Source organism: Trinickia sp. (assembly GCF_051954495.1).
Classification (GTDB): Bacteria; Pseudomonadota; Gammaproteobacteria; order Burkholderiales; family Burkholderiaceae; genus Trinickia.
This window is the reverse complement of record NZ_JBQCHR010000130.1, coordinates 13,133-37,255: the sequence shown is the minus strand read 5'-3', so window position 1 is coordinate 37,255 and position 24,123 is coordinate 13,133. Positions and strand designations below refer to the sequence as shown.

At 59.9% G+C, this 24,123-nt stretch carries 19 protein-coding genes; 14 read left to right on the top strand and 5 right to left on the bottom strand.

Annotated elements, in window-relative coordinates:
• Window positions 1-7: 7 nt before the first annotated feature.
• Both galE and ACTHNR_RS18360 read left to right on the top strand, forming a co-directional pair.
• On the top strand, window positions 8-1,051 hold the full coding sequence (gene galE, locus ACTHNR_RS18365; RefSeq protein WP_440549089.1) for a UDP-glucose 4-epimerase GalE: 1,044 nt from the start codon (window positions 8-10) through the stop codon (window positions 1,049-1,051).
• Between the two features lie 123 nt (window positions 1,052-1,174).
• Entirely contained in the window at window positions 1,175-2,278 is a 1,104-nt protein-coding gene (locus tag ACTHNR_RS18360; protein ID WP_440549088.1) for an MraY family glycosyltransferase, read from the top strand.
• A 106-nt stretch (window positions 2,279-2,384) separates the two neighbouring features.
• On the opposite strand, the gene ACTHNR_RS18355 is transcribed toward ACTHNR_RS18360, so the two are convergent.
• The 5 genes from ACTHNR_RS18355 to ACTHNR_RS18335 form a co-directional block, all read right to left on the bottom strand.
• Window positions 2,385-3,626 (bottom strand): D-glucuronyl C5-epimerase family protein, encoded by a 1,242-nt coding sequence (locus tag ACTHNR_RS18355; RefSeq protein ID WP_440549087.1) that lies wholly within the window; start codon window positions 3,624-3,626, stop codon window positions 2,385-2,387.
• 139 nt (window positions 3,627-3,765) lie between these two features.
• Window positions 3,766-4,725 carry a UDP-glucose 4-epimerase family protein gene (locus ACTHNR_RS18350; protein ID WP_440549086.1) on the bottom strand — a complete coding sequence of 320 codons (960 nt, stop codon included), beginning with the start codon at window positions 4,723-4,725 and terminating at the stop codon, window positions 3,766-3,768.
• 101 nt (window positions 4,726-4,826) lie between these two features.
• Window positions 4,827-5,723, bottom strand: a complete 897-nt coding sequence (locus ACTHNR_RS18345) for a Wzz/FepE/Etk N-terminal domain-containing protein (protein ID WP_440549085.1) — start codon at window positions 5,721-5,723, stop codon at window positions 4,827-4,829.
• A 77-nt stretch (window positions 5,724-5,800) separates the two neighbouring features.
• Window positions 5,801-7,633, bottom strand: a complete 1,833-nt coding sequence (locus ACTHNR_RS18340) for a polysaccharide biosynthesis protein (protein WP_440549084.1) — start codon at window positions 7,631-7,633, stop codon at window positions 5,801-5,803.
• Window positions 7,634-7,721: 88 nt separating this feature from the next.
• Window positions 7,722-8,282, bottom strand: coding sequence for a sugar transferase (locus ACTHNR_RS18335; protein WP_440549083.1), 561 nt, complete (start codon window positions 8,280-8,282; stop codon window positions 7,722-7,724).
• Between the two features lie 567 nt (window positions 8,283-8,849).
• Between ACTHNR_RS18335 and ACTHNR_RS18330 the strand changes: the two genes are divergently transcribed.
• From ACTHNR_RS18330 to wecB (ACTHNR_RS18275), 12 genes are read left to right on the top strand one after another with little or no spacing between them, the layout of a single operon-like run.
• On the top strand, window positions 8,850-10,154 hold the full coding sequence (locus ACTHNR_RS18330; RefSeq protein WP_440549082.1) for a nucleotide sugar dehydrogenase: 1,305 nt from the start codon (window positions 8,850-8,852) through the stop codon (window positions 10,152-10,154).
• A 3-nt stretch (window positions 10,155-10,157) separates the two neighbouring features.
• Window positions 10,158-11,219, top strand: coding sequence for a Gfo/Idh/MocA family protein (locus ACTHNR_RS18325; RefSeq protein ID WP_440549081.1), 1,062 nt, complete (start codon window positions 10,158-10,160; stop codon window positions 11,217-11,219).
• Window position 11,220: 1 nt separating this feature from the next.
• Window positions 11,221-11,802, top strand: coding sequence for an acyltransferase (locus ACTHNR_RS18320; protein WP_440549080.1), 582 nt, complete (start codon window positions 11,221-11,223; stop codon window positions 11,800-11,802).
• A gap of 12 nt (window positions 11,803-11,814) precedes the next feature.
• Window positions 11,815-12,909, top strand: coding sequence for a DegT/DnrJ/EryC1/StrS family aminotransferase (locus ACTHNR_RS18315; RefSeq protein ID WP_440549079.1), 1,095 nt, complete (start codon window positions 11,815-11,817; stop codon window positions 12,907-12,909).
• Window positions 12,910-14,103, top strand: coding sequence for a lipopolysaccharide biosynthesis protein (locus ACTHNR_RS18310; RefSeq protein ID WP_440549078.1), 1,194 nt, complete (start codon window positions 12,910-12,912; stop codon window positions 14,101-14,103). It begins immediately after the preceding gene.
• A 3-nt stretch (window positions 14,104-14,106) separates the two neighbouring features.
• On the top strand, window positions 14,107-16,128 hold the full coding sequence (gene asnB, locus ACTHNR_RS18305; protein ID WP_440549077.1) for an asparagine synthase (glutamine-hydrolyzing): 2,022 nt from the start codon (window positions 14,107-14,109) through the stop codon (window positions 16,126-16,128).
• A gap of 10 nt (window positions 16,129-16,138) precedes the next feature.
• Window positions 16,139-17,221 carry a non-hydrolyzing UDP-N-acetylglucosamine 2-epimerase gene (gene wecB, locus ACTHNR_RS18300; protein ID WP_440549076.1) on the top strand — a complete coding sequence of 361 codons (1,083 nt, stop codon included), beginning with the start codon at window positions 16,139-16,141 and terminating at the stop codon, window positions 17,219-17,221.
• Complete coding sequence (locus tag ACTHNR_RS18295) at window positions 17,166-18,545, top strand: glycosyltransferase (protein ID WP_440549075.1); 1,380 nt, start codon at window positions 17,166-17,168, stop codon at window positions 18,543-18,545. The genes wecB (ACTHNR_RS18300) and ACTHNR_RS18295 overlap by 56 nt, the downstream gene beginning before the upstream one ends.
• A gap of 11 nt (window positions 18,546-18,556) precedes the next feature.
• Window positions 18,557-21,025, top strand: coding sequence for an oligosaccharide repeat unit polymerase (locus ACTHNR_RS18290; RefSeq protein ID WP_440549074.1), 2,469 nt, complete (start codon window positions 18,557-18,559; stop codon window positions 21,023-21,025).
• Window positions 21,026-21,059: 34 nt separating this feature from the next.
• Window positions 21,060-21,914: a dTDP-4-dehydrorhamnose reductase family protein gene (locus ACTHNR_RS18285; protein ID WP_440549073.1), complete on the top strand. Its 855-nt coding sequence runs from the start codon at window positions 21,060-21,062 to the stop codon at window positions 21,912-21,914.
• An 18-nt stretch (window positions 21,915-21,932) separates the two neighbouring features.
• Window positions 21,933-22,943, top strand: coding sequence for a polysaccharide biosynthesis protein (locus tag ACTHNR_RS18280; protein ID WP_440549072.1), 1,011 nt, complete (start codon window positions 21,933-21,935; stop codon window positions 22,941-22,943).
• Window positions 22,936-24,060 (top strand): non-hydrolyzing UDP-N-acetylglucosamine 2-epimerase, encoded by a 1,125-nt coding sequence (gene wecB / locus ACTHNR_RS18275; protein ID WP_440549071.1) that lies wholly within the window; start codon window positions 22,936-22,938, stop codon window positions 24,058-24,060. Before ACTHNR_RS18280 ends, wecB (ACTHNR_RS18275) begins: the two co-directional genes overlap by 8 nt.
• Window positions 24,061-24,123 lie beyond the last annotated feature (63 nt).

Genomic DNA, 24,123 nt, shown 5'->3' with positions numbered 1-24,123 from the left:
AAGAAACATGACATCCACGACAACGTCCGAGCGCCGCCAGGGCGCGATTCTCGTCACGGGCGGGGCGGGCTACATCGGCTCGCATACGGCGATCGAACTGATGTCGAGCGGCTATGACGTCGTCATCGTCGACAACCTCGTCAACAGCAAGCGCGAAGCCGTGCGACGCATCGAGCGGATCGTCGGCCGCTCCGTTCCCTTCCATGAGATCGACGTGTGCGATCCCTTGGCGCTCGCGAAGGTTTTCGACGCGCACCCGATCCGCGCGGCGATTCATTTTGCCGCGCTCAAATCCGTGGGCGAATCGGTAGCGAAGCCGATCGACTATTACCGGAACAATCTGGACAGCCTGCTCGTGCTGCTGGACACGATGCGCTCACGCGAGATCAAACGCCTCGTCTTCAGCTCGTCGGCGACGGTGTACGGTACGCCTGAACGGTCGCCGGTAGAGGAAACCTTCCCGCTGTCCGCGACGAACCCGTACGGCCAATCGAAGATCATCGCCGAGCAAATCTTGCGCGATGTCGAGCGGGCCGATCCGCACTGGCGCATCGCCACGCTGCGCTATTTCAACCCGGCTGGCGCGCATGAAAGCGGGCTCATCGGCGAAGATCCGGCCGGCGTGCCCAACAATTTGATGCCGTATGTCGCGCAAGTGGCGGTGGGCAAGCTGGAAAAACTTCGCGTCTTCGGCGGCGATTACGCGACACCCGACGGGACCGGCGTACGGGACTACATTCATGTGGTCGATCTGGCGCGCGGTCATATCGCGGCGCTGGATGCGCTCGATGCGCGCGACGCAAGCCTCGTCGTCAATCTGGGCACGGGGCGCGGCTATTCGGTGCTCGAGGTCGTGCACGCTTTCGAGGCGGCGTCAGGCCGGCGGGTGCCGTACGAGATCGTCGCGCGCCGGCCGGGAGACGTGGCCGAATGCTACGCGGGGACGCAAGCCGCCGAAGCGCTGCTCGGCTGGCGTGCGCAGTATGACCTGCCGCGGATGTGCGAGGATCATTGGCGCTGGCAGGCGATGAATCCGCGCGGGTTCGATTAGGCGCGTAGGGACTTCGGGCCCATGCCGGGTCAAGGCGCAGCGCCGATGTAGCGCATTGCAATAGGGGCGAGGCGCGGTGGAAGCAGCCGGTATAATTCGCCGGTTCGCTCCTACCCCACCATCATGCTCAGCTTCGCCCTCGGTTTTCTGATCTCGCTCCTCGTGACGCTGTTGATCGTGCGCTATGCGCATTTGCACGAGAAGTTCACCGTCGACAGCGATTTGGCAGGCGTTCAAAAATTCCATGTGCGCCCCGTGCCGCGCATCGGCGGCGTGGGGATTTTGATCGGCCTAGTTGCGGCGACACTGCAGCTGTTCGGACCCTACCCGGCCGTCGCCGCGGGCATCCTGGCACTGGTCGCTTGCGGTCTGCCGGCGTTTGCTTCGGGGCTCATCGAAGACTTGACCAAGCGGGTTTCGCCTTCGGCACGCTTGCTCGCTACGATGGCCGCGGCGGCCATCACCTATTTCACGTTGCACGTGGCCGTGGTTCGGATCAGCGTGCCGCCGCTCGATTTTCTGCTTTCCTATGCGGCGATCTCGTTCTGCGTGACCGTGCTGGCCGTTGCAGCGCTGGCCAATGCGGTCAACATCATCGACGGGTTCAACGGCCTTGCTTCGATGGTGGCGTTGATGATGTTTGCGTCGCTCGCTTACGTCGCGTTCAGGCTGGGTGATCCGATCGTGCTGTCGGCGTCGCTCATCATGATGGGCGCGGTGCTCGGGTTCTTCATCTGGAACTTCCCGGCCGGGTTGATTTTTCTCGGCGATGGCGGCGCCTACTTCATCGGGTTCATGCTGGCCGAGCTCGCCATCTCGCTCGTCATGCGGCATCGGGAAGTGTCCGCTTGGTACCCGGTGCTGCTGTTCGTTTATCCGATCTTCGAGACCTGCTTTTCGATCTATCGGAAGAAGTTCGTGCGGGGTATGTCGCCTGGGATTCCCGATGGCGTGCATTTGCACATGCTCGTGTACAAGCGGCTCATGCGCTGGGCCGTGGGAACGAAAACCGCGCATGAAATTACACGGAGAAATTCGCTGACGTCGCCGTATTTGTGGCTGCTATGCCTGATAGGCGTGATTCCGGCGACGCTGTTTTGGCAGCATACGGTGCATTTGTTCGCGTTCGTCGTGCTGTTTGCAGTGACGTATGTTTGGCTTTATGTGAGTATCGTGCGGTTTCGGGCGCCGAAGTGGTTGGTGGTGCGGCGATCACGGAGGCCATGATTACGACAAAGTCGAATCGGCGGGACTCGCGGCCGTGAGATATAACGCGCGTGACCGCGCCGCGCTTCTACAACTCGCCTTAGGCGGTCGTAGAATGAAAAATCCATCAACGCGGGGTTTGCGCCAGAAATGCCAGCGCGATGTTATGTACAAAAAGTGCGTCAGTCGCTTGTGCCCGCTCCCACTTATGCGCAATAGCATCAAAAAACGGATCGCGGGTAATTCTGGCGATTGCGTACATTTGCTGCACGATAAACTGCATATATAGTCCATTGACGGTCGAGACGCGGTCTTGGTGCGAGTACACGCTCCAGTAGCCCAGGTCAAACCAATCCATGTTTCTCTTGATCGCTTGCACGCCGGCGTCAAACAAGGCTTTCGCCTTGGAATCTCTGGTGACACGGTAATAATCCCACACGCCAAACAATGCCCAGATGTTCCCGTTAAGGACATGGCCGTTCTTCATCTTTGAGTCTTGCGTCGGATATTCCTCCAGCCATGTGCCGATGTCGGTAGATCGCAACCCGCCTCGGTTAACGGGAACCGTCAGCCACCGGAACGCGGCGGTGGCTGCGTTCTTGTACCTCTGATTACCGGTGTACTGATACGCCCTCAGTAGAGTCGAGATTGCGACGCTCTGCGTCAGAGCGGAAATCCACGGGGCCTTGGTGATGCCGAATGCTGGCACCACCGGCATGCTCCACAGAATTTTGCCGTTAGCGGATTCCGCAACGAAGCCGTCCGCCATCTTGAGCATTGCTTGAGCGTAGCGTTTGTCTCCGCTCATTTGATAGGCGTCCCATTGCGATAGCCCACATAGACCTCGGAGCGTAGGATCGATCGACAATTGAACAGGCGTCGCCTCGCAATCGATAAAAGCGACGTCCGGGCCGTTCGTGAGCGGATGCGTGATGTAATAGAAACCTAGCTGTCGTGTTGTCGTATCCTCAGTCGCCGCGATATACCAGTGCCGCTTGTCGGGTGGCGGACCGTATTCCGCGAGGTATCCTTCATAAATCCTATCGCCACCGTTCGATGCGACGAACGTCTTTACCTGGGCCTCCCGCGCAGCCAATTGATCGGCGGTCGCGGCTTCGGGAAGCGTGGCCCGTGCAATCGCGTTATAGACGGCCTCGGGTATGGCATTGGGCTTGGGCGCGACGTGCTTCGTTGTTGGAGACTCGGATGTATGGGCGGCGGCGTGCGCATCGACCGCATTTGGGTCGGGCTCTGTGCGAGCGGATTGATATCCTCCAGCGAGGGAGAGGCATAAAATCGACAGCGCCAGACAAGCCAGCCGAAAACGACGGCTTAAGCATTTTTTCGCGAATCCAGGGTTCTCATGCATAGGTACGGTCGCGTTCAGGACGCGTCTCGTGTGATCTCCGCCGTCCCCCGCGGCGCGTCTATGCCTTTGGCGGAATGACGCCCGTTAGTCGACCGGCCGTTCGCCGCCTCGGGGCTCGGCGTGTTTAGGGGAATACTTCCTAGTGCGTTGAGCGAAACCAAGCCGCGGTATCACTAAGGCCCTGTTCAGTGCTGTGAGGGGGGTGCCAGCCGATTACTTCGCGGATATGTGAGCAATCGAGCCGCAATTCGCCAACTAGCCGATCCACCGTTGCGCTGCGTCCAGTCAACCGCCCCACGAGTCGCAGCAATCCAGCCGGCACCGGCAACAAGCGGCGCGGCGCGTCCAAGGACTCAGCCAGCATCGCCGCCAACTCTCTAACCGCCACATCCCGCTCGTCCGCCACGTGGAACGTCTCGCCCGCGGCTGCTGGCGCGATCGTGCACCGTGCAATCGCATCCGCTAGATTGTCAACATAGACGAGGCTCCGCTGCGCCGAGATCGCCCCGAGGGGAAGAGGGATCCCTTTGTCGATTGCTCGCATCAGGTTGAAGAAATTAGCGCGTACACCCGGACCATATACGAGCGGTGGCCGCACTATCACGATTTCCATTCCTGCTGTTCTGCCGAACTCGAGCAGCGCCCTCTCCGCTTCCAATTTTGAGATGCCGTAGGCGTCTTGCGGAAGTGGCTCATCGCGTTCACTGATGGGCTTGCCAACACTGCGCTCGCCTACCGCCTTAATGCTGCTGACGAAGACGAATCGACGGGCGCCGGCTCTCGCAGCCAGCCGCGCCACTCTCAACGTCCCCTCGACATTCATCGCACGATAAGAAGGCAACGCTTCGGGCGACGTCTCTCCCATCACGTGCACGCGCGCGGCCAGATGCACGACGACATCGCACGTCAACGTTCGCGGCCAGTCGTCCTCGAGCTGCTGGAAATCATCCCCAGTCAGCCGCACCTCATGTACGCCGTCGACTGCGCTGCCGGCCCGACGAACCAGACCATGCACTACATCGCCTCGCGAAAGCAGGCAGCGCGAAACCGCTTTGCCGACGAACCCGCTAGCGCCCGTCATCACAACGTTTTGTGTCATGTCCTAATCTCTTTTCTGCCAAGCGTCATGAGCCGCTGAGGCGCAAGATCGGGGCCATGCGGCGCCCCGCTTCAGTTGTCGCGTGTAACCTCCGACTCTGCCTAGCGGGATGCTTTCCGAGCGCGGTTGTCGAGCAGCAAGCCGAGGCAGACGCCAACAGCGAACCCGATCAGCGCACCTAGCTCTGCGGCCGTGCTCTTGCGCGGAAACACCGGTCTATCGCCAACCTCGATGCTAGACATTAGCGGCCGGGTGTTGAAGGTGCGGGCCGGGTTCAAATCCTCTTGGATTTCTTCGATGCGCTGCGCGAAACGATGCAGTTCCTCGTCATTGCGCTGAACGAGACTATCGCGCAAGACGTCCGCGGAGAAACGACCCTCGGCGCCTTTCAACATGTCCGTGCTCTGACTATTGAGCACGGATTCCCGCCTCTGGGCTGCAGTGAGGGCCGATTTCGCCTGCTGCAACTCCGCCGACATCCGATTGACCGACGGCTGCAACAGCGCCTGGTGCGCGTCGATGATCAATTTCTCATAGGCGGCCACGACCTGCTTGGCTTGCTCCGGCGTGTATCCACGTGCAGTGATCGTCACGAGATCGCCGTCGCGTCGTAGATCGACTTGAGCGTAGTCGCGGACCAACGCCGTCTCGCTACTGCGTCCGCGCTCGAGCGGAAGGCCTAGCGATTTAAGTACATCGTCTTGGAACTGCCTCAGCGACATGCGATCGACCGTTCGCGCGGCAGGCTCCAACGGCTGTACGATCACGTTCGTGTTTCCGTTGGTGATAAGCGTGCGCGTGATCTGACCTACCTGAATGACGTCAGTCGCTTGCCATTCGTCAGGAAGGACGAGCGCAACCCCGATCCCAGCGATTGCCCCCAAGATAGCCAACCCTGCGATCGAACGCATGCGCCGCTTTGCAAAGGAGAAAATCTGATCGAAGCTCAGGCCACTTTCGAAAGCCGCCGACGCCTGCACAAAGCGCTGTTGATCCATTCACGCCATTCCTATGAGATTTAAATTAGCCATACGCGCCGCCGAGGCGGTACCGCCCGAAATCCGGTACGACCGCGTCAGTGAGTCGACGCCGCCTCTACTTCCGCGCTGCCCTGGGGCACATATTCGGGAACGAGCTGCTTGATGATGCGCACTACCCCCTCCGTATCGAAGGCCCTGCATGCCTCGCAGAGTGCGTCGAGCTGAGGCAGCAGATCGCGCCAAGGGATCATCCGCTCTCGCGCGCGCATGATCTTGGGATGCTCGCTGCGGGTCACGTCCTCGCCGATCAGCAATTCTTCAAAAAGCTTCTCGCCAGGGCGCAACCCGACGATCTTGATCTCGATGTCTCCGTGCGGGAACTCAGGAGTCTTTTCCGAAAATCCCGAGAGGTGCACCATCTTTCGGGCAAGGTCGATAATTCGCACGGGAGCGCCCATGTCCAGTACGAAGACATCGCCCCCCTCGGCCATGGCGCCCGCCTGGATGACAAGTTGCGCGGCCTCTGGGATCAACATGAAAAATCGATTGATATCGGCGTGTGTGAGCGTGATCGGGCCGCCCTCTTTAATTTGCCGCTTGAACAACGGCACGACCGATCCCGATGACCCCAACACGTTGCCGAATCGAACCATCGAAAAACAGGTGGCGTCGAATTGCCGAGAGGCGGCCTGAAAGACCAGTTCGGCAATTCGCTTCGTGCTGCCCATCACGTTAGTCGGGCGGACGGCCTTGTCGGTAGACACGAGCACGCAGGACTTGACCGCAGCCTGGCCAGCAGCCCGCGCGACCGACAGCGAACCCATGACATTGTTGAGCACACCCTGGACGATATTGCTCTCGACAAGCGGAACATGCTTGTACGCGGCCGCGTGATAAACGGTATCGACGGGATAGCTCGACAACGTCTCGCTGAGTAACGCTTGGTCGCAGACACTCCCGAGAATGGGGATCAGCGTGGTACCGGGTGACTTGTTCGACAGTTCGCGCTCGATCGAATAGAGATTGAACTCCGAGTGGTCGAACAAGATAAGATTTCGCGGCCGTTGGCTGACTATTTGACGGCACAGTTCGCTGCCAATGGACCCGCCGGCGCCCGTTACCATCACGGAACGACCGGTGATGCAGCGCGCGAACAGATCGGGGCGCGGTGGCACGGGATCGCGGCCCAGCAGATCTTCGAGTTCGATCTCTCGAATGGACGAGACACTGATCTTCCCGTCGACGAGGCTATCGATGCTCGGCAGTACGCTCACGGGCACGTTGAATGACGCCAAGGACGAAATGACTTCCGTACGCTGCGATGGAGACAGGCGCGGCTTGGCCAACACGATCATCGAGATCACATACCGATCGAGCAGCGACTCGATCTCGTCGGGCCCGTAAACGCGGATGCCTGCCACTGTCTTGTGGCGCAGCGTCAAATCGTCGTCGATGAAACAAACAGTTTCATACTCCTGACTGTGACGCATGGCCTGCGCGAGTTGCACGCCCTCCGATGCCGCGCCGTAGATCAGTGCTTTCTGACGTAGCCGCCGCCGGCCGCTCGATAGCCGCTGCAACAGCGACCGAGCGCCAAAGCGCGAAAGGGCGACGTAAGCAAACGCGATAAGCCAGAATATAGCGAGTGAGGTGCGCGGTATGCCGGCCTGCCCGAAGAGCAGCATCACCAAGTAAGCCGCTATGACGACCACGCCTAGCCCGACGCCGATCGTCAACACTACCTGCAACTCGATAAAGCGAATCACCGCGCCATACAAGCCTGCCCGTACAAAAAACACCAGGGCAACGCAGGCCATCACCGCAGCGAGGAAGATCGAATTTCTGTGAACGACGTCCGCGGTTCCCAGGCGCAACGCCACCGCAGCGAAGTAACACAGCGGCAGGATGATGGCGTCTGTCAGCAACATCAGTACGATCTTGACTGACCGGTGAAGCTTTAAAAGGCGTTCGAGCATGGGGAGACCAGGTTAGCACTGCTCATCAATGCGGCGATCATCAGTGAGTCACGCCGTCACGCTTCGCAACTTTTAACGCCGTCATCCATAGAATGCGCAGATCGAGTGCGAAGGACCGCCGTTGCATGTAGTCCGCGTCGAAGCCGACCTTGACCGGTATCGGCAGCTCGTCGCGGCCGTTAACCTGCGCCCAGCCCGTCAGGCCGGGCTTCAATGCATCGACGCCCGCCTTCGTGCGCAATTCGATCAAATCGTACTGATTGAACAGCGCGGGGCGAGGTCCGACGAAACTCATGTCGCCCGTCAAAATGCACCACAACTGCGGCAGCTCATCGATGCTTGTCTTACGTAAGAAGCTTCCGATCGGCGTCAAGTATGCGCCTGGATCGTTCAACAAATGAGTGGCGACGGCCGGAGTACCAACCCGCATCGACCGGAACTTGGGCATACGGAAGATGCGATTTCGGCACCCAACGCGGTCGGACCAGTAGAGCACCGGCCCTGCCGAGGTCAACTTGACTGCCGCGGCAATCAACAGCAGCGGGGCAAGAAGGACAAGCCCCGCGACAAGTGCGACGCAAAAATCGAAGGCTCGCTTCATGGATGCTTAAAACAAAAGTACGACATTCGGCCCGTTATCGGCGATAACCGAGCGGTATGCAAAGAGATAATCGGTAGCGGCACCGCGTAGCCGGTCCCACACGCACGCTCCATCGTGCATCCTGAACCGAAAGCGACACCCAACAAGGGACAGGTCTTACCCTCGCAAAAAATGTCCGCAACTGACAAGTTTAGCACGTGCAAGCGCAAAATCGACCGCACAAGGCGAAAGCACAACACGTGGGACGTAGCTCCGGCGCTCGCGCGAGACCGCACCGCGCAGCGCTGGCGACTGGCCGGCGCGGGACCTTGGCCTCCGCCGGCGCGCTCGGGCTAGGCTGCATTGATCCGAGCTAGCGGTAGGTCCGCCGGGGGCGCTTTGGAATCGACTAGGCGCCTGGTATAATCTCGCCCCTAGTTGGAATGCTCTCAATGGCGCAACAGCGGACCATCGGTTCGTTAGCGAGGGGCGCCTCCCAAAAATAGTCGATCGCACCCCAGTGTGGAGGCGACCATTCACATGCTTCCAAAGCAACCTCTGATTCTGGTCTATCGCCAAAGCTGACGTATGAAAATGAATCTCAAGCAGCGAGTCTCCGCCCATCAGGCACAAATCGGCATTGTCGGGCTGGGATATGTCGGGTTGCCGCTTGCATTGCGGTTCGTCGAAGTGGGTTTTCCTGTACTCGGGCTCGACATCGATGCTCAAAAGGTCAACAAGCTCAACGACGGCCAAAGCTACATCGAGCACATCGGCAGTGACGCCGTGCAAGCCGCGAAAGCGCGAGGCATGAGGTCCACGACTGACTTCAGCGAAGCGAAAAACTGCGACGTCCTCATCATTTGCGTGCCCACGCCGCTCAACGAATTCCGCGAACCCGATCTGTCCTACGTGATCGGCACGGTCGATTCGCTCGTGCCGCACTTGCGCGCCGGTCAGCTGATTTCGCTCGAGAGCACGACGTACCCCGGCACGACCGACGAAGAATTGCTGCCTCGAATCGAAAAAACGGGGCTCAAAGTCGGCGTCGACGCGTATCTCGTTTTCTCGCCGGAACGTGAAGATCCGGGCAATCCCAACTACACGACGCGGACGATCCCGAAGGTCGTAGGCGGTCGCACCCCCGATTGCTTGGAGCTCGGCGTCGCCATATACGGTGAAATCATCGACAAAGTCGTGCCGGTGTCCAGCACGCGCGTGGCCGAGATGACGAAGTTGCTCGAGAACATCCATCGAGCCGTGAACATCGGCCTCGTGAACGAGATGAAGATCATCTGCGACCGGATGGGGCTTGATGTGTTCGAGGTGATCCGCGCCGCCGCAACGAAGCCGTTCGGCTTCGTTCCCTATTGGCCTGGCCCCGGCCTCGGCGGCCACTGCATTCCGATCGATCCGTTCTATCTCACGTGGAAGGCGCGCGAATACGGTTTGCATACGCGTTTCATCGAGCTTGCGGGAGAAGTCAACAGCGACATGCCGCAGTGGATCGTGTCGAAGATCGCCGATGCGCTGAATAACCGCGAGCGTGCCATCAAGAACAGCCGCATCTTGGTCTTGGGTATCGCCTACAAGAAGAATGTCGACGACATGCGCGAATCGCCGTCCGTCGAGTTGATGGAGTTGCTGCGCGACAAGGGCGCTCACGTCGAATATTCGGACCCGCACGTCCCGACGTTCCCGCAAATGCGCGAGCATCACTTCGACCTTGCAAGCGTGGCAATCACGGCGGAATCCATCGCGTCCTATGATCTCGTGCTGCTCGCGACGAACCACGACGCGTTCGACTACGCATTGATTCAACAAAACGCGAAGCTCATCGTCGATACGCGCGGCGTGTATCAAACGCAATTCGCTAACGTCGTTAGGGCTTGATCGATGCGCCACTTTCCTTCTCCGATCGCAGGACGACCGGTTCGCTTCGCCCTTGTCGGTTGCGGCCGCATCGCAAAAAACCACATGGGCGCCATCGAGAAACACGCCGACCGGGCGCAGCTCGTCGGCGTCTGCGATGTCGATGCCGCCGCCCTCGCCCTAGCTGTGCAATCGACTGGCGCCAAAGGCTACAGCAGTCTCGCCCAGATGCTCGAAGAATGCGACGCGGACGCGTTCATTCTCACGACACCGTCGGGGCTTCATGCTGAACAAGCCGTCCAAATTGCGGAAGCAGGTCGCCACGTCATCACCGAAAAGCCGATGGCCACGCGCTGGGATGACGGCAAGCGCATGGTCGCCGCTTGCGACGCGGCAGGCGTGCGTCTTTTCGTCGTTAAGCAGAACCGTCGTAACGCAACGTTGCAGTTGCTTAAACGCGCTGTCGAAGACGGGCGTTTCGGCCGGATATACATGGTCAACATGAACGTGTTCTGGACGCGACCGCAGGAGTATTACGACAGCGCGGCATGGCGCGGGACGTGGGAGTTCGACGGCGGCGCCTTCATGAATCAAGCGAGCCATTACGTCGATCTGCTCGATTGGGTGGTTGGTCCCGTCGAGAGCGTACAGGCGTACACCGCCACGCTCGCTCGCAACATCGAAGTGGAAGACACGGGCGTCCTGAGCCTTCGCTGGCGCAGCGGTGCGCTCGGTTCGATGAGCGTGACCATGCTCACCTATCCGAAGAACCTCGAGGGCAGCATCACGATCCTCGGCGAGAAAGGGACCGTTCGAATCGGCGGAGTGGCGGTCAACGAGATTCAGCACTGGGAGTTCGCCGACAGCACCGACGACGATCGAAAAGTCGCCGAGGCGAGCTACGAAACGACCTCGGTCTATGGGTTCGGGCACCCGCTCTACTACGACAACGTCATTCGCGTGTTGCAAGGAGAAGCGGAGCCCGAGACCGATGGCCGAGAAGGCTTGCGCTCACTCGAGCTCCTTATCGCGGCCTATCGCTCGGCGCGTGACGGCAAGCGCGTCGCGCTTCCCTTGGACTACTGACATGGCCGTCAATATTCACCCGAGCGCTATCGTCGATCCCGGCGCGAGTATCGGCGACGGGTCTCGCGTGTGGCACTTCGTCCATATCTGCGCGGGGGCGAAGATCGGGGAACGCTGCTCTTTCGGACAGAACGTTTTTGTCGGCAACGATGTGCTCATCGGCAATAACGTCAAAGTTCAGAACAACGTATCCGTGTACGACGCCGTGACGCTCGAGGACAATGTCTTTTGCGGCCCGAGCATGGTGTTCACGAACGTGTACAACCCACGGTCGGCCATTGCACGCAAAGATGAATACCGTCGCACGATCGTCCGTCACGATGCCACGATCGGCGCCAACGCGACCGTCGTCTGCGGCGTGACGATCGGCGCGTATGCATTCATCGCCGCGGGGGCCGTCGTAAACCGGGACGTCCCCGACTACGCGCTGATGGCAGGCGTACCGGCCCGCCAGATCGGCTGGATGAGCCGGTTCGGTGAACGTCTCGAGCTACCCCTCACGGGCTCCGGCGAAGCCGCATGCCCGCAAACCGGCGAGCGCTACGTGCTGCAAGACGGCGCATGCCGCGCCGTATCCGACTGAAGAGAACCAGGCATGGAATTCATCGACCTCAAGGCGCAATACCGCGCCCTGCAGCAAGACATTGACGACCGCATGCGGCGTGTGCTCGAACATGGTCGCTTCATCATGGGGCCGGAAGTCGGAGAACTTGAGCAAGCGCTGGCCGAGTACACGGGCGCCCCGCACTGCATTACGGTAGCCTCGGGCACCGAAGCGCTTCTGATCGCATTGATGGCGGCTGGAATCGGTCCTGGCGACGAAGTCATTACGACGCCGTTCTCGTTCGTGGCAACCGCCGAGGTCATCGTGCTGGTGGGCGCGACACCGGTATTCGTCGACATCGAACCGGATACCTGCAATATCGATCCTCGTCTGATTGAAGCAAAGATCACCGCGGCGACGCGCGCGATCATTCCGGTATCCCTGTACGGACAGCCGGCCGATATGGACGAGATCAACGAGCTCGCGGCTCGCCACGACCTGCTGGTTATCGAAGATGCCGCTCAAAGCTTCGGCGCCACTTACCGGGGCAAGCGTAGCTGCAATCTTTCGACGATCGCTTGCACGAGCTTCTTTCCGAGCAAACCGCTTGGTTGTTATGGCGACGGTGGTGCGATTTTCACGACGGATGCGTCACTGGCGCAAGCTATGCGCGAGATTCGCACCCATGGGCAAGAGAAGCGCTACTACCATACGCGGGTGGGTGTTGGCGGGCGCATGGACACGTTGCAGTGTGCGATCGTCCTTGCCAAGCTTAGCCGCCTCGATTGGGAAATCGAACGTCGACTGTCGCTCGGGGATCGATATCATCGGGCGCTCAAATCGGTGGACGGTTTGATGCCCGTCGCCGTACGTGGCGATCGCACGAGCGTGCACGGTCAATTCACCGTCCGCGCCGCTGCGGGCAAGCGCGACATGTTCCTGAAGCGAATGTCCGATGCGGGCATTCCTTACGCGATCCACTACCCGACGCCGATCGATCATCAGCCGGCGTACCAGCGCTATGCCTCGCAGGAGGGTTGCCCCGCATCGCTGGCAAACGCCGGCCAGGTATTCAGTCTTCCAATGAGCGCGGATCTCACCGAAGCAGATCAGGACAGAATAGTCGGCGCGTTGAAGGGCAGCTAATTGGCGCTGCTCAAGCAAATCGCGACGGTCGCGGGAGGGTCCGCGGCCGGGCAACTCATCGTATTCGCCACCACACCGTGGCTTGCCCGGATGTACGCCCCCGCGGCCTTTGGCCACTATGCCGCATTCCTATCGCTGTGTTCGGTGTTTATCACGATCGCATGCTTTCGCTACGACGCCGCACTGAACGCGGCTGATGAAAAGCACGTCGCTCCGGCGTACTGGGCAGCGTTCATCGCAGCTTGGACGACAGCATTAGTCGCCGCTTGCTTCGCGGTCACGCCCCCGGGTCGAGAACTCCTGCATCGCGTCGTCGGGCCGGAAGCGAGTGCTGGACGCGTGGCCGTGGCGGCGCTTGCATGCGGGATGTTCCAACTGACGGGCGCGACCGCGATTCGCCAAGGTCATTTTGCGTACTCGAGCATGCTGCGGCTGGCACAGCCGGCCATCTTCAGCGCCTGCGCGCTATTACTGCCCATCGGATTGATCAACAGTTGTCTAGTGGGCTTTTTGATATCTGTGCCGTTCGCCGCAGTACACTGGCGGCGCCAGCCCTGGGGCGGCTTTGCGAAAATCGCACAGACTGCACGAGGGCTACGGGAGTTTCCGCTCGTTTCACTACCGACCGCGTTGCTCGATTCGGTTTCGTTGGCGATGCCCGTCTGGTTCATTTCGTCGAAGTACTCGCCGGCGGACGCTGGTAATTACGCACAAGTACAGCGCTTGCTCTCTGCGCCCCTGATGCTGCTAGCGATCGCAGTCGGACAGGTGTATTTGAAGCGCGCTGGAGACATCGTGCGCGCTCACCAGTCGGCGCGCCCATTCCAGCGGCGCGTCGTCAGATATCTGTTGCTCGGCGCGGTGCTCCTATTTTTCGCGGTCGTATTGCTTGGCTCGCCGGTCCTGGGTCGCTTTCTCGGGCACGGCTGGCGCACGGATACGACGTTTCTGATGTTGGTGTTTTGGCCGGTCGCGGTGCGCAGTTGCGTCTCGCCGGTGACGGGAATTTTCATCGTCCGCAACAAGTTGCGCCAAGGCGCGTTGTGGCAGGTGCTGTATTTCTGCGTGACGAGTGCGGTTTATCTCTCCCTTGCTGGCCGGGTACCGTTGGAACGGCTACTGATCGCGGTAGCGATCAGCGAAACCACCTGCTATGGGATCTATGTTTACATCGCCGATCAGGTAGCGAGATAACTCATGTGTGGCATCGTAGGAATCGTACAATCCAGCCCCGTCGACGTGCGGCAACTGGCCGGCATGATGGACCTGATTCGTCACCGCGGGCCGGACGATGAGGGCCTCGTGCTGTTTCCCGCCGGCGCTCCTGTTTGTTTGGCCGGCGACGACACGCCCTCGTTCGACGGGCTCGATGCTCTGCCCTACAAGCCGACCGCTCATCGCCGTGAATGGTTCGAGGGCCGGCCGCAGTCGTTCTTGGCGATGGGCCACCGCCGGCTGGCCATTCTCGACTTGTCGCCGTTCGGGCACCAGCCGATGTCGTATGCCGACCGTTATTGGATCGTCTACAACGGCGAAGTATTCAACTACCTGGAGTTGCGAAGCGAACTCGAACGCGAGGGCTACCGGTTCCGTTCACACTCTGACACAGAAGTGCTGCTTGCGGGCTATGACAAATGGGGCCCGGGGTTACTCGATCGGTGCAACGGCATGTGGTCGATGGCCATTTATGATCGCGTCCGGAAAACGCTGTTTCTCGCACGCGATCGATTCGGGGTCAAGCCGCTCTATTACCGTGTAGCGCCCGACGGCTCGGCTCTCGCGTTTTCTTCCGAAATCAAGGCATTTTCGGCCCAGGGGGATTGGCGCGCGAAGATGGCGGCACAGCCCGTATTCGACTTCTTGGCCTGGGGTATTCAGGACCACGGCGACGAAACGATGTTCGATGGCGTCTACCATCTGCCCGCGGGTCATTTCGCACTGATAGAGCTAGACGATCAGCATCGCCTTTCCCGCAAGCTCGCCCCGCGGATTGCAACGACCCGCTGGTACGACCTGGCCAAAACGAGCGCGACTGTCCCTGACAATTTTGCGGATGCGGCACAAGAATTCCGCCGCTTATTCCTCGATGCGGTGCGACTGCGGATGCGTGCCGACGTACCGCTGGGTTCCTGCCTGTCTGGCGGGCTCGACTCCTCGTCGATCGTCTGCTCCGTAAGAGCCGCACTGGAGTCGATCGAGGGTGCACCCACGCAAAAGACGTTTTCGTCATGCTCCGAGTTCGCGCAGGTCGACGAGCGCGAGTACATCGAGGCCGTCACGCGCAATACCAATATCGAAAGCTCGTTCGTCTTTCCCGACGCGAATGAAATGTTCGATCGGCTCGACGAACTGGTGTGGACCCAGGACGAGCCGTTTGGCTCCTCGAGCGTGTTCGCGCAGTGGTGCGTGTTCCGCGCTGCCCGTGAAAAGGGCGTCATCGTCATGCTCGACGGCCAAGGCGCGGACGAACAGCTCGCCGGCTATCACGGCTTTCTGGGCGCCCGTTTGGCGGGTCTCGCTCGGCATGGACAGATTCGAGACTTCGGGTCGGAATTTGGCGCCATGCGAAGGATGCACGGGTATGGTCCAGTCAAGTTCGCGGAGTATCTGGTCGCCAACTTGATGCCGCGCTCGATTCGTCCGCTTGGGGCCGCGCGCGGCATGACGGCGATGCGACGCGATTGGCTCGATGTTGCCAAGCTGGGTGCGCGGGACAGAGATCCCTTCGTGCCGCTCGGCGCCCGAGCGCTGTCGGTACGGGACCTATCCCTCGCGCAAATGGCGGGGGCAAACCTGCAAATGCTGCTGCATTGGGAAGATCGTAGCTCGATGGCGCATTCGCTCGAAGCCCGGGTACCGTTCCTTGACTATCGACTCGTCGAATACGTCGTCAACCTTCCCGAAGTCTTCAAGGTGAAGGACGGCGTGACCAAGCGCGTCCTGCGCTCCGGTATGGACGGCTTGGTGCCCAGAAAGGTGCTCGACCGCGTCGATAAGAAGGGTTTTCTGACGGCTGAAGAGTATTGGATGAAAGGCGAGCACACCGCGCAGTTCGAACGGAGGCTCGACGATGCCGTGCAAGTATCGGCGGGGATCATTTCGCCCCGAATGAAAGACGTGTTGGCCCGCGTCGCCGCCGGCAAGGCCCCGTTCAGCTATCACACGTGGCGAGTCATCTGCTTCGGCACCTGGCTCAAAACGTTCGGCGTTCAAATGTGAGGATTGGCTCGTGAAAAAAGTATATTCAGTCGTGGGGGCTCGCCCGCAGTTCGTCAAAGCGGCGGTCGTCGCGCACGCGTTTGCGCGCCAAAAAAATGTCGAACATCACCTCATCCATACGGGGCAGCACTTCGACGAAAACATGAGCGGCGTGTTCTTCGACGAACTCGAGATTCCCGCTCCGCTCCATCAATTGGAAATCGGCGGTCTGTCTCACGGCGCCATGACGGGCCGAATGCTCGAGCAAATGGAAGCCATCTTCCTGAAAGACCGTCCAGACGCCGTGATCGTTTACGGCGATACGAACTCCACGCTCGCCGGAGCGTTAGCCGCCGTCAAGATCCACATTCCCGTCGCCCATATCGAAGCCGGGCTGCGCTCGATGAACAGGGCCATGCCCGAGGAGATCAACCGCATCGCGACCGATCACGTTAGCGATTTGCTGTTCGCGCCACATGCCGCGGCCGCCGATCAACTCATGGCCGAAGGCATCCCCGCGTCGAAGATTTCCATCGTCGGAGACGTCATGTTCGATGCGTCCATCACGTATTCGCGGGCAACGGAGAATGCGCCGGACATCTTGAACGCACTGAACCTCGAGCCGGGCAGCTACGCACTCGCAACGGTCCACCGTGCCGAAAACACCGATTCCCGCGAACGACTCGAAGGCATATTTACAGGCTTTCGCCTGGTCGGGCAGCCGATCGTGCTGCCGTTGCACCCCAGAACGCGGGGCAAGCTTGCCGAATTTGGTCTCGACGTTCCGGCCAATGTGCGTCTCATCGAGCCAGTAGGTTTCCGCGCCATGTTGCAGTTGGAGCGCCACGCCCGATGCATCGTCACCGATTCGGGCGGCGTGCAGAAGGAAGCCTTCTTCATGCGCAAGCCCTGCGTGACATTGCGCGACGAAACCGAATGGACGGAGCTTGTCGACTGCGGATGGAACGCCCTCGTGGGTGCGAAGGCACAAGCCATCGCGGCGGCCGTCACTTCGGCGGCCGCCCCGACCGCTTGGCCCTCCTTGTACGGCGAAGGCGATGCCTCGGACAAGATCGTCGCTAGGGTCCTTACCTTGCCCGCATTGGCAGGCTAAACCGGCCATCGGAATCGCGCATATGAAGGTCGTATTTTTTGTTCATTACTTCCCGCCGCTCAACTCTACGGGTTCTCGCCGCGTAGAGTCGTTCGCCAAATATCTTGCGCGCGACGGGCACGAGATTGTCGTCGTGACGACGCGAAAGACGCTGCGCGACGGTCCTCTCACGGAGGAAGTGCCGCCGTACGTCCGGCTTTACGAGCTAGATGCAAGCGGCCGCCGCGTGAAAAGCGATGCACCGAGCGTCGTGGCGAAAGTCGACCGCCCCGCCGCCAAGCGCATCCACTGGACGCGACGATTGCGGCAACAAATAATGCGCCTCTCCGGCCAGTTGATCGATCATCGGCTTGTGTTTGCATTGGCGCTGCGTTCGAAAAAACTGGATCCCCAGGTCGCGCAGGAACTGCAGAGCGCTGACATCTTCGTGAGTTCATGCCCTCCATGGCCGGCCCACCTCGCAGCGCTCGTGGCCGCGCGACGTTTTGGAAAGCCGTGGATCGCCGACTACCGCGATCAGTTCAGCGGCAATCACGTCATGAACGGCACGTGGCTGTCCGATTGGATGGAGCGAGCGATCGATCGAGCATTGCTCAAGCGTGCAACGGCGGTCACCGTCATTTCCGGCCCGATGCAGACATACTACGAGGCCATGCATCCGACGGTCCATTGCGTCGAAAACGGATACGACAGCGAAGTGTTCCAGGCTGTGAACGCCGCACTGGGGCCCGTCACATCCGAAGCAGCCGAAAGACCGATCGTCATTCGGTACATGGGTACAATCACTCGCGACCGTATTCCACATAACCTGTTGGGGGCGTTGGAGCGCGTCAACGCGCCCGGCAGGGCGACAAGACCGGTCAGGCTCGAGCTTTTCGGCGACACACGTATCTTGGAAGACTTCATCGACGCACGGCACCCGAGCCTGAAGCAGTGGATCGACTTTCTTCCTGCCGTACCGTACCGCAAATCGATCGAGGCGATGCTGACCGCGGATGCCCTGCTGTTCATGGAAACGTCGAACATGTCGAGCCTGAGCGCGCGCGGCGTCCTCACCACCAAGCTGTTCGAATATCTCGCGTCGGGTCGCCCTATCGTCGCGGAAATCGATGAGCAGACGCTCGCGGCGAGCTACATTAAGCGAGCTTCGAAGTCTCACGTTGTATCGCGCGACGTCGAGACGCTCGCCGCCGCGCTCGAACAACTGGCCAATGGTTGGCCGGCCGCCAGCCAGGACGAGGCGTTCGTGACTAGCTTGTCCCGCCGTGAGAAGGCACGTCAGTTCGAACAAATCGCGCTTGGCGTTTCGGCTACCCGGGCATAGAGCGACAGACCATGGAAAGGCTACTTAGGACACTGGCGGATCCGTTCTCGGGCGCGATCGTCTTTGCGGTCGCGATCGCGCTCTTCTACGGCGTCGGTCCTTGGTTCGTTGATACCCGCATGCTCGCAGAGACGAAAAACGGTATCGCATTGATTCCGTGGCTGAGCGCTGTTTGCGTGGTCCTGGGGTCGTTAGCCTTTCAACGCCCGGCTCAAATCGAATTTGACGATGTCCGGGCGAAACCGGTGGTGGCTGCGGTCACGTTGGTCTTCGTCGCGTTCTGCGCGGTGACTATTGCATCCGCGGGGTCGATTCCGATTATCGCCGCCCTCAAGGGCGCGTCGCCCGCCGACATCGCCGTTGCGCGCGAGGAATTTCTCAAAGCCCGCACGGGTTGGGCCGCGGTGTTGCCCTATCTGAACGGCTTTCTGACGGCCACGATTCTGCCGTACTGCATGTGCGTCGCATTGCTGCGCAAGTACAAGTATCGATGGATCATCATCGCCATATTTTTCGCCTACTCGATGATCTTCATGGAGAAGGCGTTCTTTTTGCGGATCTTTTTGCCGCTGATGGCGGTAGTGGTCGTATCGAAAACTCGTCGCCTGCGCTTGACTTGGCTGCTTTCCGCAGCCATCGGCTTGCTTGCGCTAAATATCCTCTTATCGGGTTTCGGTAAATCAACCGGCACGAGCGTCGGAGGCTTTCTGATTTTCCGTGCGTTCTCGGTGCCGATCAGCACGGTGACCGATTCGCTCGACTACTGGTGGAAAACGTACCGCGGCATGCCACTGTGGGGTGCGACGAATCTGTTGATCTCGTCGTTGTTCGGCCTGCATCGCATCCAGTTCGAACGCCAAGTTTTCGTCTACGAGTGGGGGGCCTCCGAAACGGGCACCGGCTCTTCGAATGCCGCCTACTTCGTCGAGGCATACGTCAACTTCGGTTTGCCCGGTGTCATCGTCTTCAGTTTGCTGCTTGGCGCACTCATCAGCTACATCGGCCGTTCCAATGATCGGGCGCTGCGCTGCACCTTGCCGCTGGTGCTCTACACCGTTTTCGTCGGCGGTCTGCTCGGCATGCTGTTCGGCAACGGCTTGTTGCTGTGTCTTATGCTTTCCAGCTATTTCTGCCGTCGCTCATCCGCATCGGGCAGCCAAGCGCAGCCTAGCGCCCCGGCGGAAATGGTTGGCGGCCCCGTTAGCAATACGCAGGCCACCGACGACGCGCGCGCCTCAGCGGCGCGACTGCTGGTCGTCACGCAGTACTTCCATCCAGAGACATTTCCGATCACCACACTTTGCGGCGACTGGGCTAAACACGGCAATCGGGTCACGGTGCTGACGGGCCAGCCAAACTACCCGAGCGGGGTGATCGCCGACGGCTATCGAGCGTGGTCGTTTCGGCGGGAGCAACTGGGCGAGATCGAGATCGTGCGGGTTCCGCTTTACCCTCGCAAGCAGGGTTCCGCGTTGCACCTGATCCTGAACTACTTGAGCTTCGTCGTCTCGGGCATCGTTTTCGGCCCCTGGATGCTGCGGAGGCAACGCTTCGATGCCCTGTTCGTCTATGCTCCTTCACCGCTCCTGCAAGCCATTCCCGCCATATGGCTGAAATGGATCAAGCGTGCACCGCTCATGGTGTGGGTGCAGGACCTTTGGCCAGAATCGCTGGAGGCAACCGGCTTCGCCAAGAATCGCCATATCTTGCGAATCGTCGGCGGCGTCGTGCGGTTCATTTACCGCCACACCGATTCCGTGCTCGTCCAATCGGATGGTTTTGTACAACCGGTCGCGCGGTACTGCAAGCCGGACAAGATTGCCGTGTTCCCCAATAGTGCGGACGCATTGTTTCGGCAAGATGGCCTCGCTCAGCCGCTCCCCATACCGCGCATCGCGGATGGTTTCAGTGTGGTGTTCGCAGGCAACCTTGGAACCGTGCAAGCATTGCCCACGGTACTCGATGCCGCGGAGCTGCTGCGCGATCGAACCGATATTCGTATTTTTCTGATTGGCGCTGGCGCGTTGGCGCAGAAGCTTCGCGAAGACATCGAGCGGCGCGGGCTGAGCAACGTCGAGATGCCGGGTCATTTCCCGGTCGAGCAAATGCCCGCTATCTTCGCGCGGGCCAGCGCACTGCTCGTGTCGCTCAAGGACGTGGCCTTGGGCAGTTACACGGTACCAAGCAAAGTCCAAGCGTACCTGGCCGCGGGCCGCCCTATCATCGCCGCACTGAACGGCGAAGGAGCGCGCGTGGTCGAAAAGGCGCGGGCTGGCGTGACTTGCCCCAGCGAGAACGCACCCATGCTTGCCCAGCGCATTCTGGACTTGTACGAAATGAGTCCTCAGGAACGAGATACGCTGGGGGCAAACGGCAAGGCATTCTTTGATACGCACTACGACCAGCGCGTCCTGAACGCCTGGCTCGAACAGCACGTTCGTTCGCTCAACCCATCCCGATCGGACAGAAGCGGCACTTAAGCGCACCATTTAACAGATGACAACAGGCGATCGTATGAACGTTCTCGTTCTCGGCGCTTCCGGCATGCTCGGAAACGCGGTCTTTCGATATTTCTCAGCCGATTCGAGCATGAGCACCTTCGGTACGGTGCGTCAGGCGGCTGCATTGCAACACTTTGATCCGGCCCTACGCAGCCAACTAATTTGCGGCATCGATGTGCTCGACGCCGACGGGCTTGTCAGAGCGTTCGGCCTAGCGAAGCCGGATGTCGTCATCAATTGCGTTGGCCTCATTAAGCAGCTTGCGCATGTCAACGACCCACTCGAAGCGTTGCCGATCAATGCGTTGCTGCCCCATCGCATCGCGCGTCTGTGCGAGGTGGCTGGCGCCCGCATGATCCACGTCAGCACCGACTGCGTCTTCGCGGGCGACAAGGGCAATTATCGTGAAACAGACGCCCCCGACGCCACCGACCTATACGGGCGCAGCAAGCTCCTGGGCGAAGTGGATTATCCGCACGCTGTTACGCTTCGAACCTCCATCATCGGTCACGAGTTTGGCCGAGCAAGTGCACTCGTCGACTGGTTCTTGAGTCAATCGGGTCAGGTGAAGGGATTTCGTAAAGCAATATTTTCGGGCGTACCCACGGTCGAACTCGCCCGGATCATGAAAGAGTTCGTCCTGCCGCACCGCGATCTACGCGGCCTCTATCACGTGGCGGCGGATCCGATCGCCAAATTCGATCTGCTGACGCTCGTGGCGAAGACGTACGGCAAGTCGATCGAAATCGTAGCCGACGATGCGCTCGCCATTGATCGCTCACTCAATGCTGCGCGCTTTCGAGACGCAACAGGCTACGTCCCGCCGGCGTGGCCGGCGTTGATCGAAACCATGCACCGGTTTAATTGATTGCTGAGGAAGACATCCATGTTCGACGATAAAGTCTTGATGATTACCGGAGGTACCGGTTCGTTCGGCAATGCCGTGCTCAAACGCTTCCTCAATACGAACGTCCGCGAAATCCGCATATTTAGCCGAGACGAGAAGAAGCAGGAAGACATGCGCATCGCCTTGGCCGATGCCAAACTGAAGTTTTACATCGGCGATGTGCGCAATGCCGATAGCGTGCGCGACGCGATGAAAGGCGTCGATTACGTTTTTCACGCGGCGGCCCTCAAGCAAGTGCCTTCTTGCGAGTTTTATCCGATGGAGGCCGTGCGAACGAACGTCATCGGTGCCGAGAACGTCTTGACCGCGGCAAGCGCGTGCGGGGTCGACCGGGTCGTCGTGCTTTCCACTGACAAAGCGGTGTACCCCATCAACGCTATGGGCATCTCCAAGGCGATGATGGAGAAGCTCATGGTTGCAAAGTCTCGCATTCAAGGGCCCGGCGACACGGTCATGTCCGCCACGCGGTATGGCAATGTCATGGCCTCGCGCGGCTCCGTCATTCCTCTCTTTATCGATCAGATTCGCGAAGGTAAGGATTTGACCGTGACGGATCCCACGATGACGCGCTTTTTGATGTCCCTGGAAGATTCCGTCGATCTCGTACTTCACGCGTTCGAGCACGGGACACAAGGCGACATCTTCGTGCAGAAGGCGCCGGCGTCGACCGTCGGCGATCTTGCACAGGCACTGATAGAGTTGTTCCAAAGCCGCAGCAAAATTCGAGTGATCGGCACACGGCACGGCGAAAAGCTCTATGAGTCGCTGGTCTCACGCGAGGAGATGGCCCGGGCGGAAGACATGGGGCGTTACTATCGGATCCCTTCGGACGATCGCGATTTGAATTACAACAAATACTTCGTGCAGGGCGAAACGAGCATCTCGCAAGCCGAGGACTACACTTCGCACAATACCGAGCGTTTGAATGTCGAGCAGGTCAAGACGCTGCTGGGCAAACTCGACTACGTGCAGGAGGCATTGCGTGCTTAAAGTCATGACCATCGTCGGTACGCGGCCGGAGCTCATCAAGATGAGCCGCGTGATCGCCGAGTTGGAGCGCCATACCAAGCATGTGCTGGTCCACACGGGTCAGAACTTCGATTATGAGCTCAATCAGGTTTTCTTCGACGACTTGGAAATTCGGCGCCCCGACCATTTCTTGGACGCAGCCGGAGCCTCGCCGGCCGAAACGATTGCCCGAGTCATTGAGCGCGCGGATAAAGTTATCGAGCTCGAACGGCCGGACGCGTTGATGTTATACGGCGACACCAACTCTTGCCTGGCCGTCATTCCCGCCAAGCGGCGCAAGGTGCCTGTGTTTCACATGGAGGCCGGAAACCGCTGCTTCGACGAACGCGTCCCCGAAGAGCTCAATCGCAAGGTGCTCGATCACCTGTCCGATATCAACCTCGTGCTCACGGAAAATTCGCGGCGCTACCTGCTCGACGAAGGCATTCGCCCGGAAACGATCTTTCGGACAGGGTCGCACATGCGCGAAGTGCTGGACTATTACGCGCCTAAGATCGAGAAGTCGGACGTGCTGGCGCGGCTCGGACTTAAGCCGCGAGAATATTTCATTGTCAGCGCCCATCGTGAAGAGAACGTGGACTCGCCCGAGGCGCTCGGCGATCTGCTCGACACACTGGAAGCCTTGGTTGGCGAATTCGGTCATCGCGTACTTGTATCGACACATCCGCGCACACGTGCGCGCTTGGCGGATCTGGATAAGCGATTGCCTGAACACGGAATCGAGTTCGCGAAACCTTTCGGCTTTCTCGACTACATCCGACTACAAAAGGATTCCTTCTGCGTGCTGTCCGATAGCGGCACGATTACCGAGGAGACCTCGCTGCTCAATCTGCCCGCGATCACCATTCGCAATGCACATGAGAGGCCGGAGGGCATGGATGTGGGCACGCTCGTCATGAGTGGGCTCAAGAAAGATCGGGTCATTGACGCCGTTCGAATGGTCACTAGCCAATATGACGCGGCGAATCCGCCCGTCCTGCCCGTCGCCGATTACGAGAATCCGCACGTATCGAAGCAAATCGCCCGAATCGTGCTGAGCTATACCGATTACGTCAACCGCACTGTTTGGCATAAGTAGACAGCGTAACGGGGCGAACGCCGCTGCGCCGGTGCGGGGTGGATATCCCCGCAGCCGCCGAGC

Coding starts and splice junctions, on each gene's coding strand:
- ACTHNR_RS18330 (WP_440549082.1), top strand. CDS start 8,850: ATGAAAATGAATCTCAAGCAGCGAGTCTCCGCCCATCAGGCACAAATC.
- ACTHNR_RS18295 (WP_440549075.1), top strand. CDS start 17,166: ATGCCTCGGACAAGATCGTCGCTAGGGTCCTTACCTTGCCCGCATTGG.
- asnB (WP_440549077.1), top strand. CDS start 14,107: ATGTGTGGCATCGTAGGAATCGTACAATCCAGCCCCGTCGACGTGCGG.
- ACTHNR_RS18335 (WP_440549083.1), bottom strand. CDS start 8,282: ATGAAGCGAGCCTTCGATTTTTGCGTCGCACTTGTCGCGGGGCTTGTC.
- ACTHNR_RS18345 (WP_440549085.1), bottom strand. CDS start 5,723: ATGGATCAACAGCGCTTTGTGCAGGCGTCGGCGGCTTTCGAAAGTGGC.
- ACTHNR_RS18285 (WP_440549073.1), top strand. CDS start 21,060: ATGAACGTTCTCGTTCTCGGCGCTTCCGGCATGCTCGGAAACGCGGTC.
- ACTHNR_RS18350 (WP_440549086.1), bottom strand. CDS start 4,725: ATGACACAAAACGTTGTGATGACGGGCGCTAGCGGGTTCGTCGGCAAA.
- ACTHNR_RS18290 (WP_440549074.1), top strand. CDS start 18,557: ATGGAAAGGCTACTTAGGACACTGGCGGATCCGTTCTCGGGCGCGATC.
- galE (WP_440549089.1), top strand. CDS start 8: ATGACATCCACGACAACGTCCGAGCGCCGCCAGGGCGCGATTCTCGTC.
- ACTHNR_RS18325 (WP_440549081.1), top strand. CDS start 10,158: ATGCGCCACTTTCCTTCTCCGATCGCAGGACGACCGGTTCGCTTCGCC.
- ACTHNR_RS18340 (WP_440549084.1), bottom strand. CDS start 7,633: ATGTTGCTGACAGACGCCATCATCCTGCCGCTGTGTTACTTCGCTGCG.
- ACTHNR_RS18355 (WP_440549087.1), bottom strand. CDS start 3,626: ATGCATGAGAACCCTGGATTCGCGAAAAAATGCTTAAGCCGTCGTTTT.
- ACTHNR_RS18320 (WP_440549080.1), top strand. CDS start 11,221: ATGGCCGTCAATATTCACCCGAGCGCTATCGTCGATCCCGGCGCGAGT.
- ACTHNR_RS18315 (WP_440549079.1), top strand. CDS start 11,815: ATGGAATTCATCGACCTCAAGGCGCAATACCGCGCCCTGCAGCAAGAC.
- ACTHNR_RS18280 (WP_440549072.1), top strand. CDS start 21,933: ATGTTCGACGATAAAGTCTTGATGATTACCGGAGGTACCGGTTCGTTC.
- ACTHNR_RS18360 (WP_440549088.1), top strand. CDS start 1,175: ATGCTCAGCTTCGCCCTCGGTTTTCTGATCTCGCTCCTCGTGACGCTG.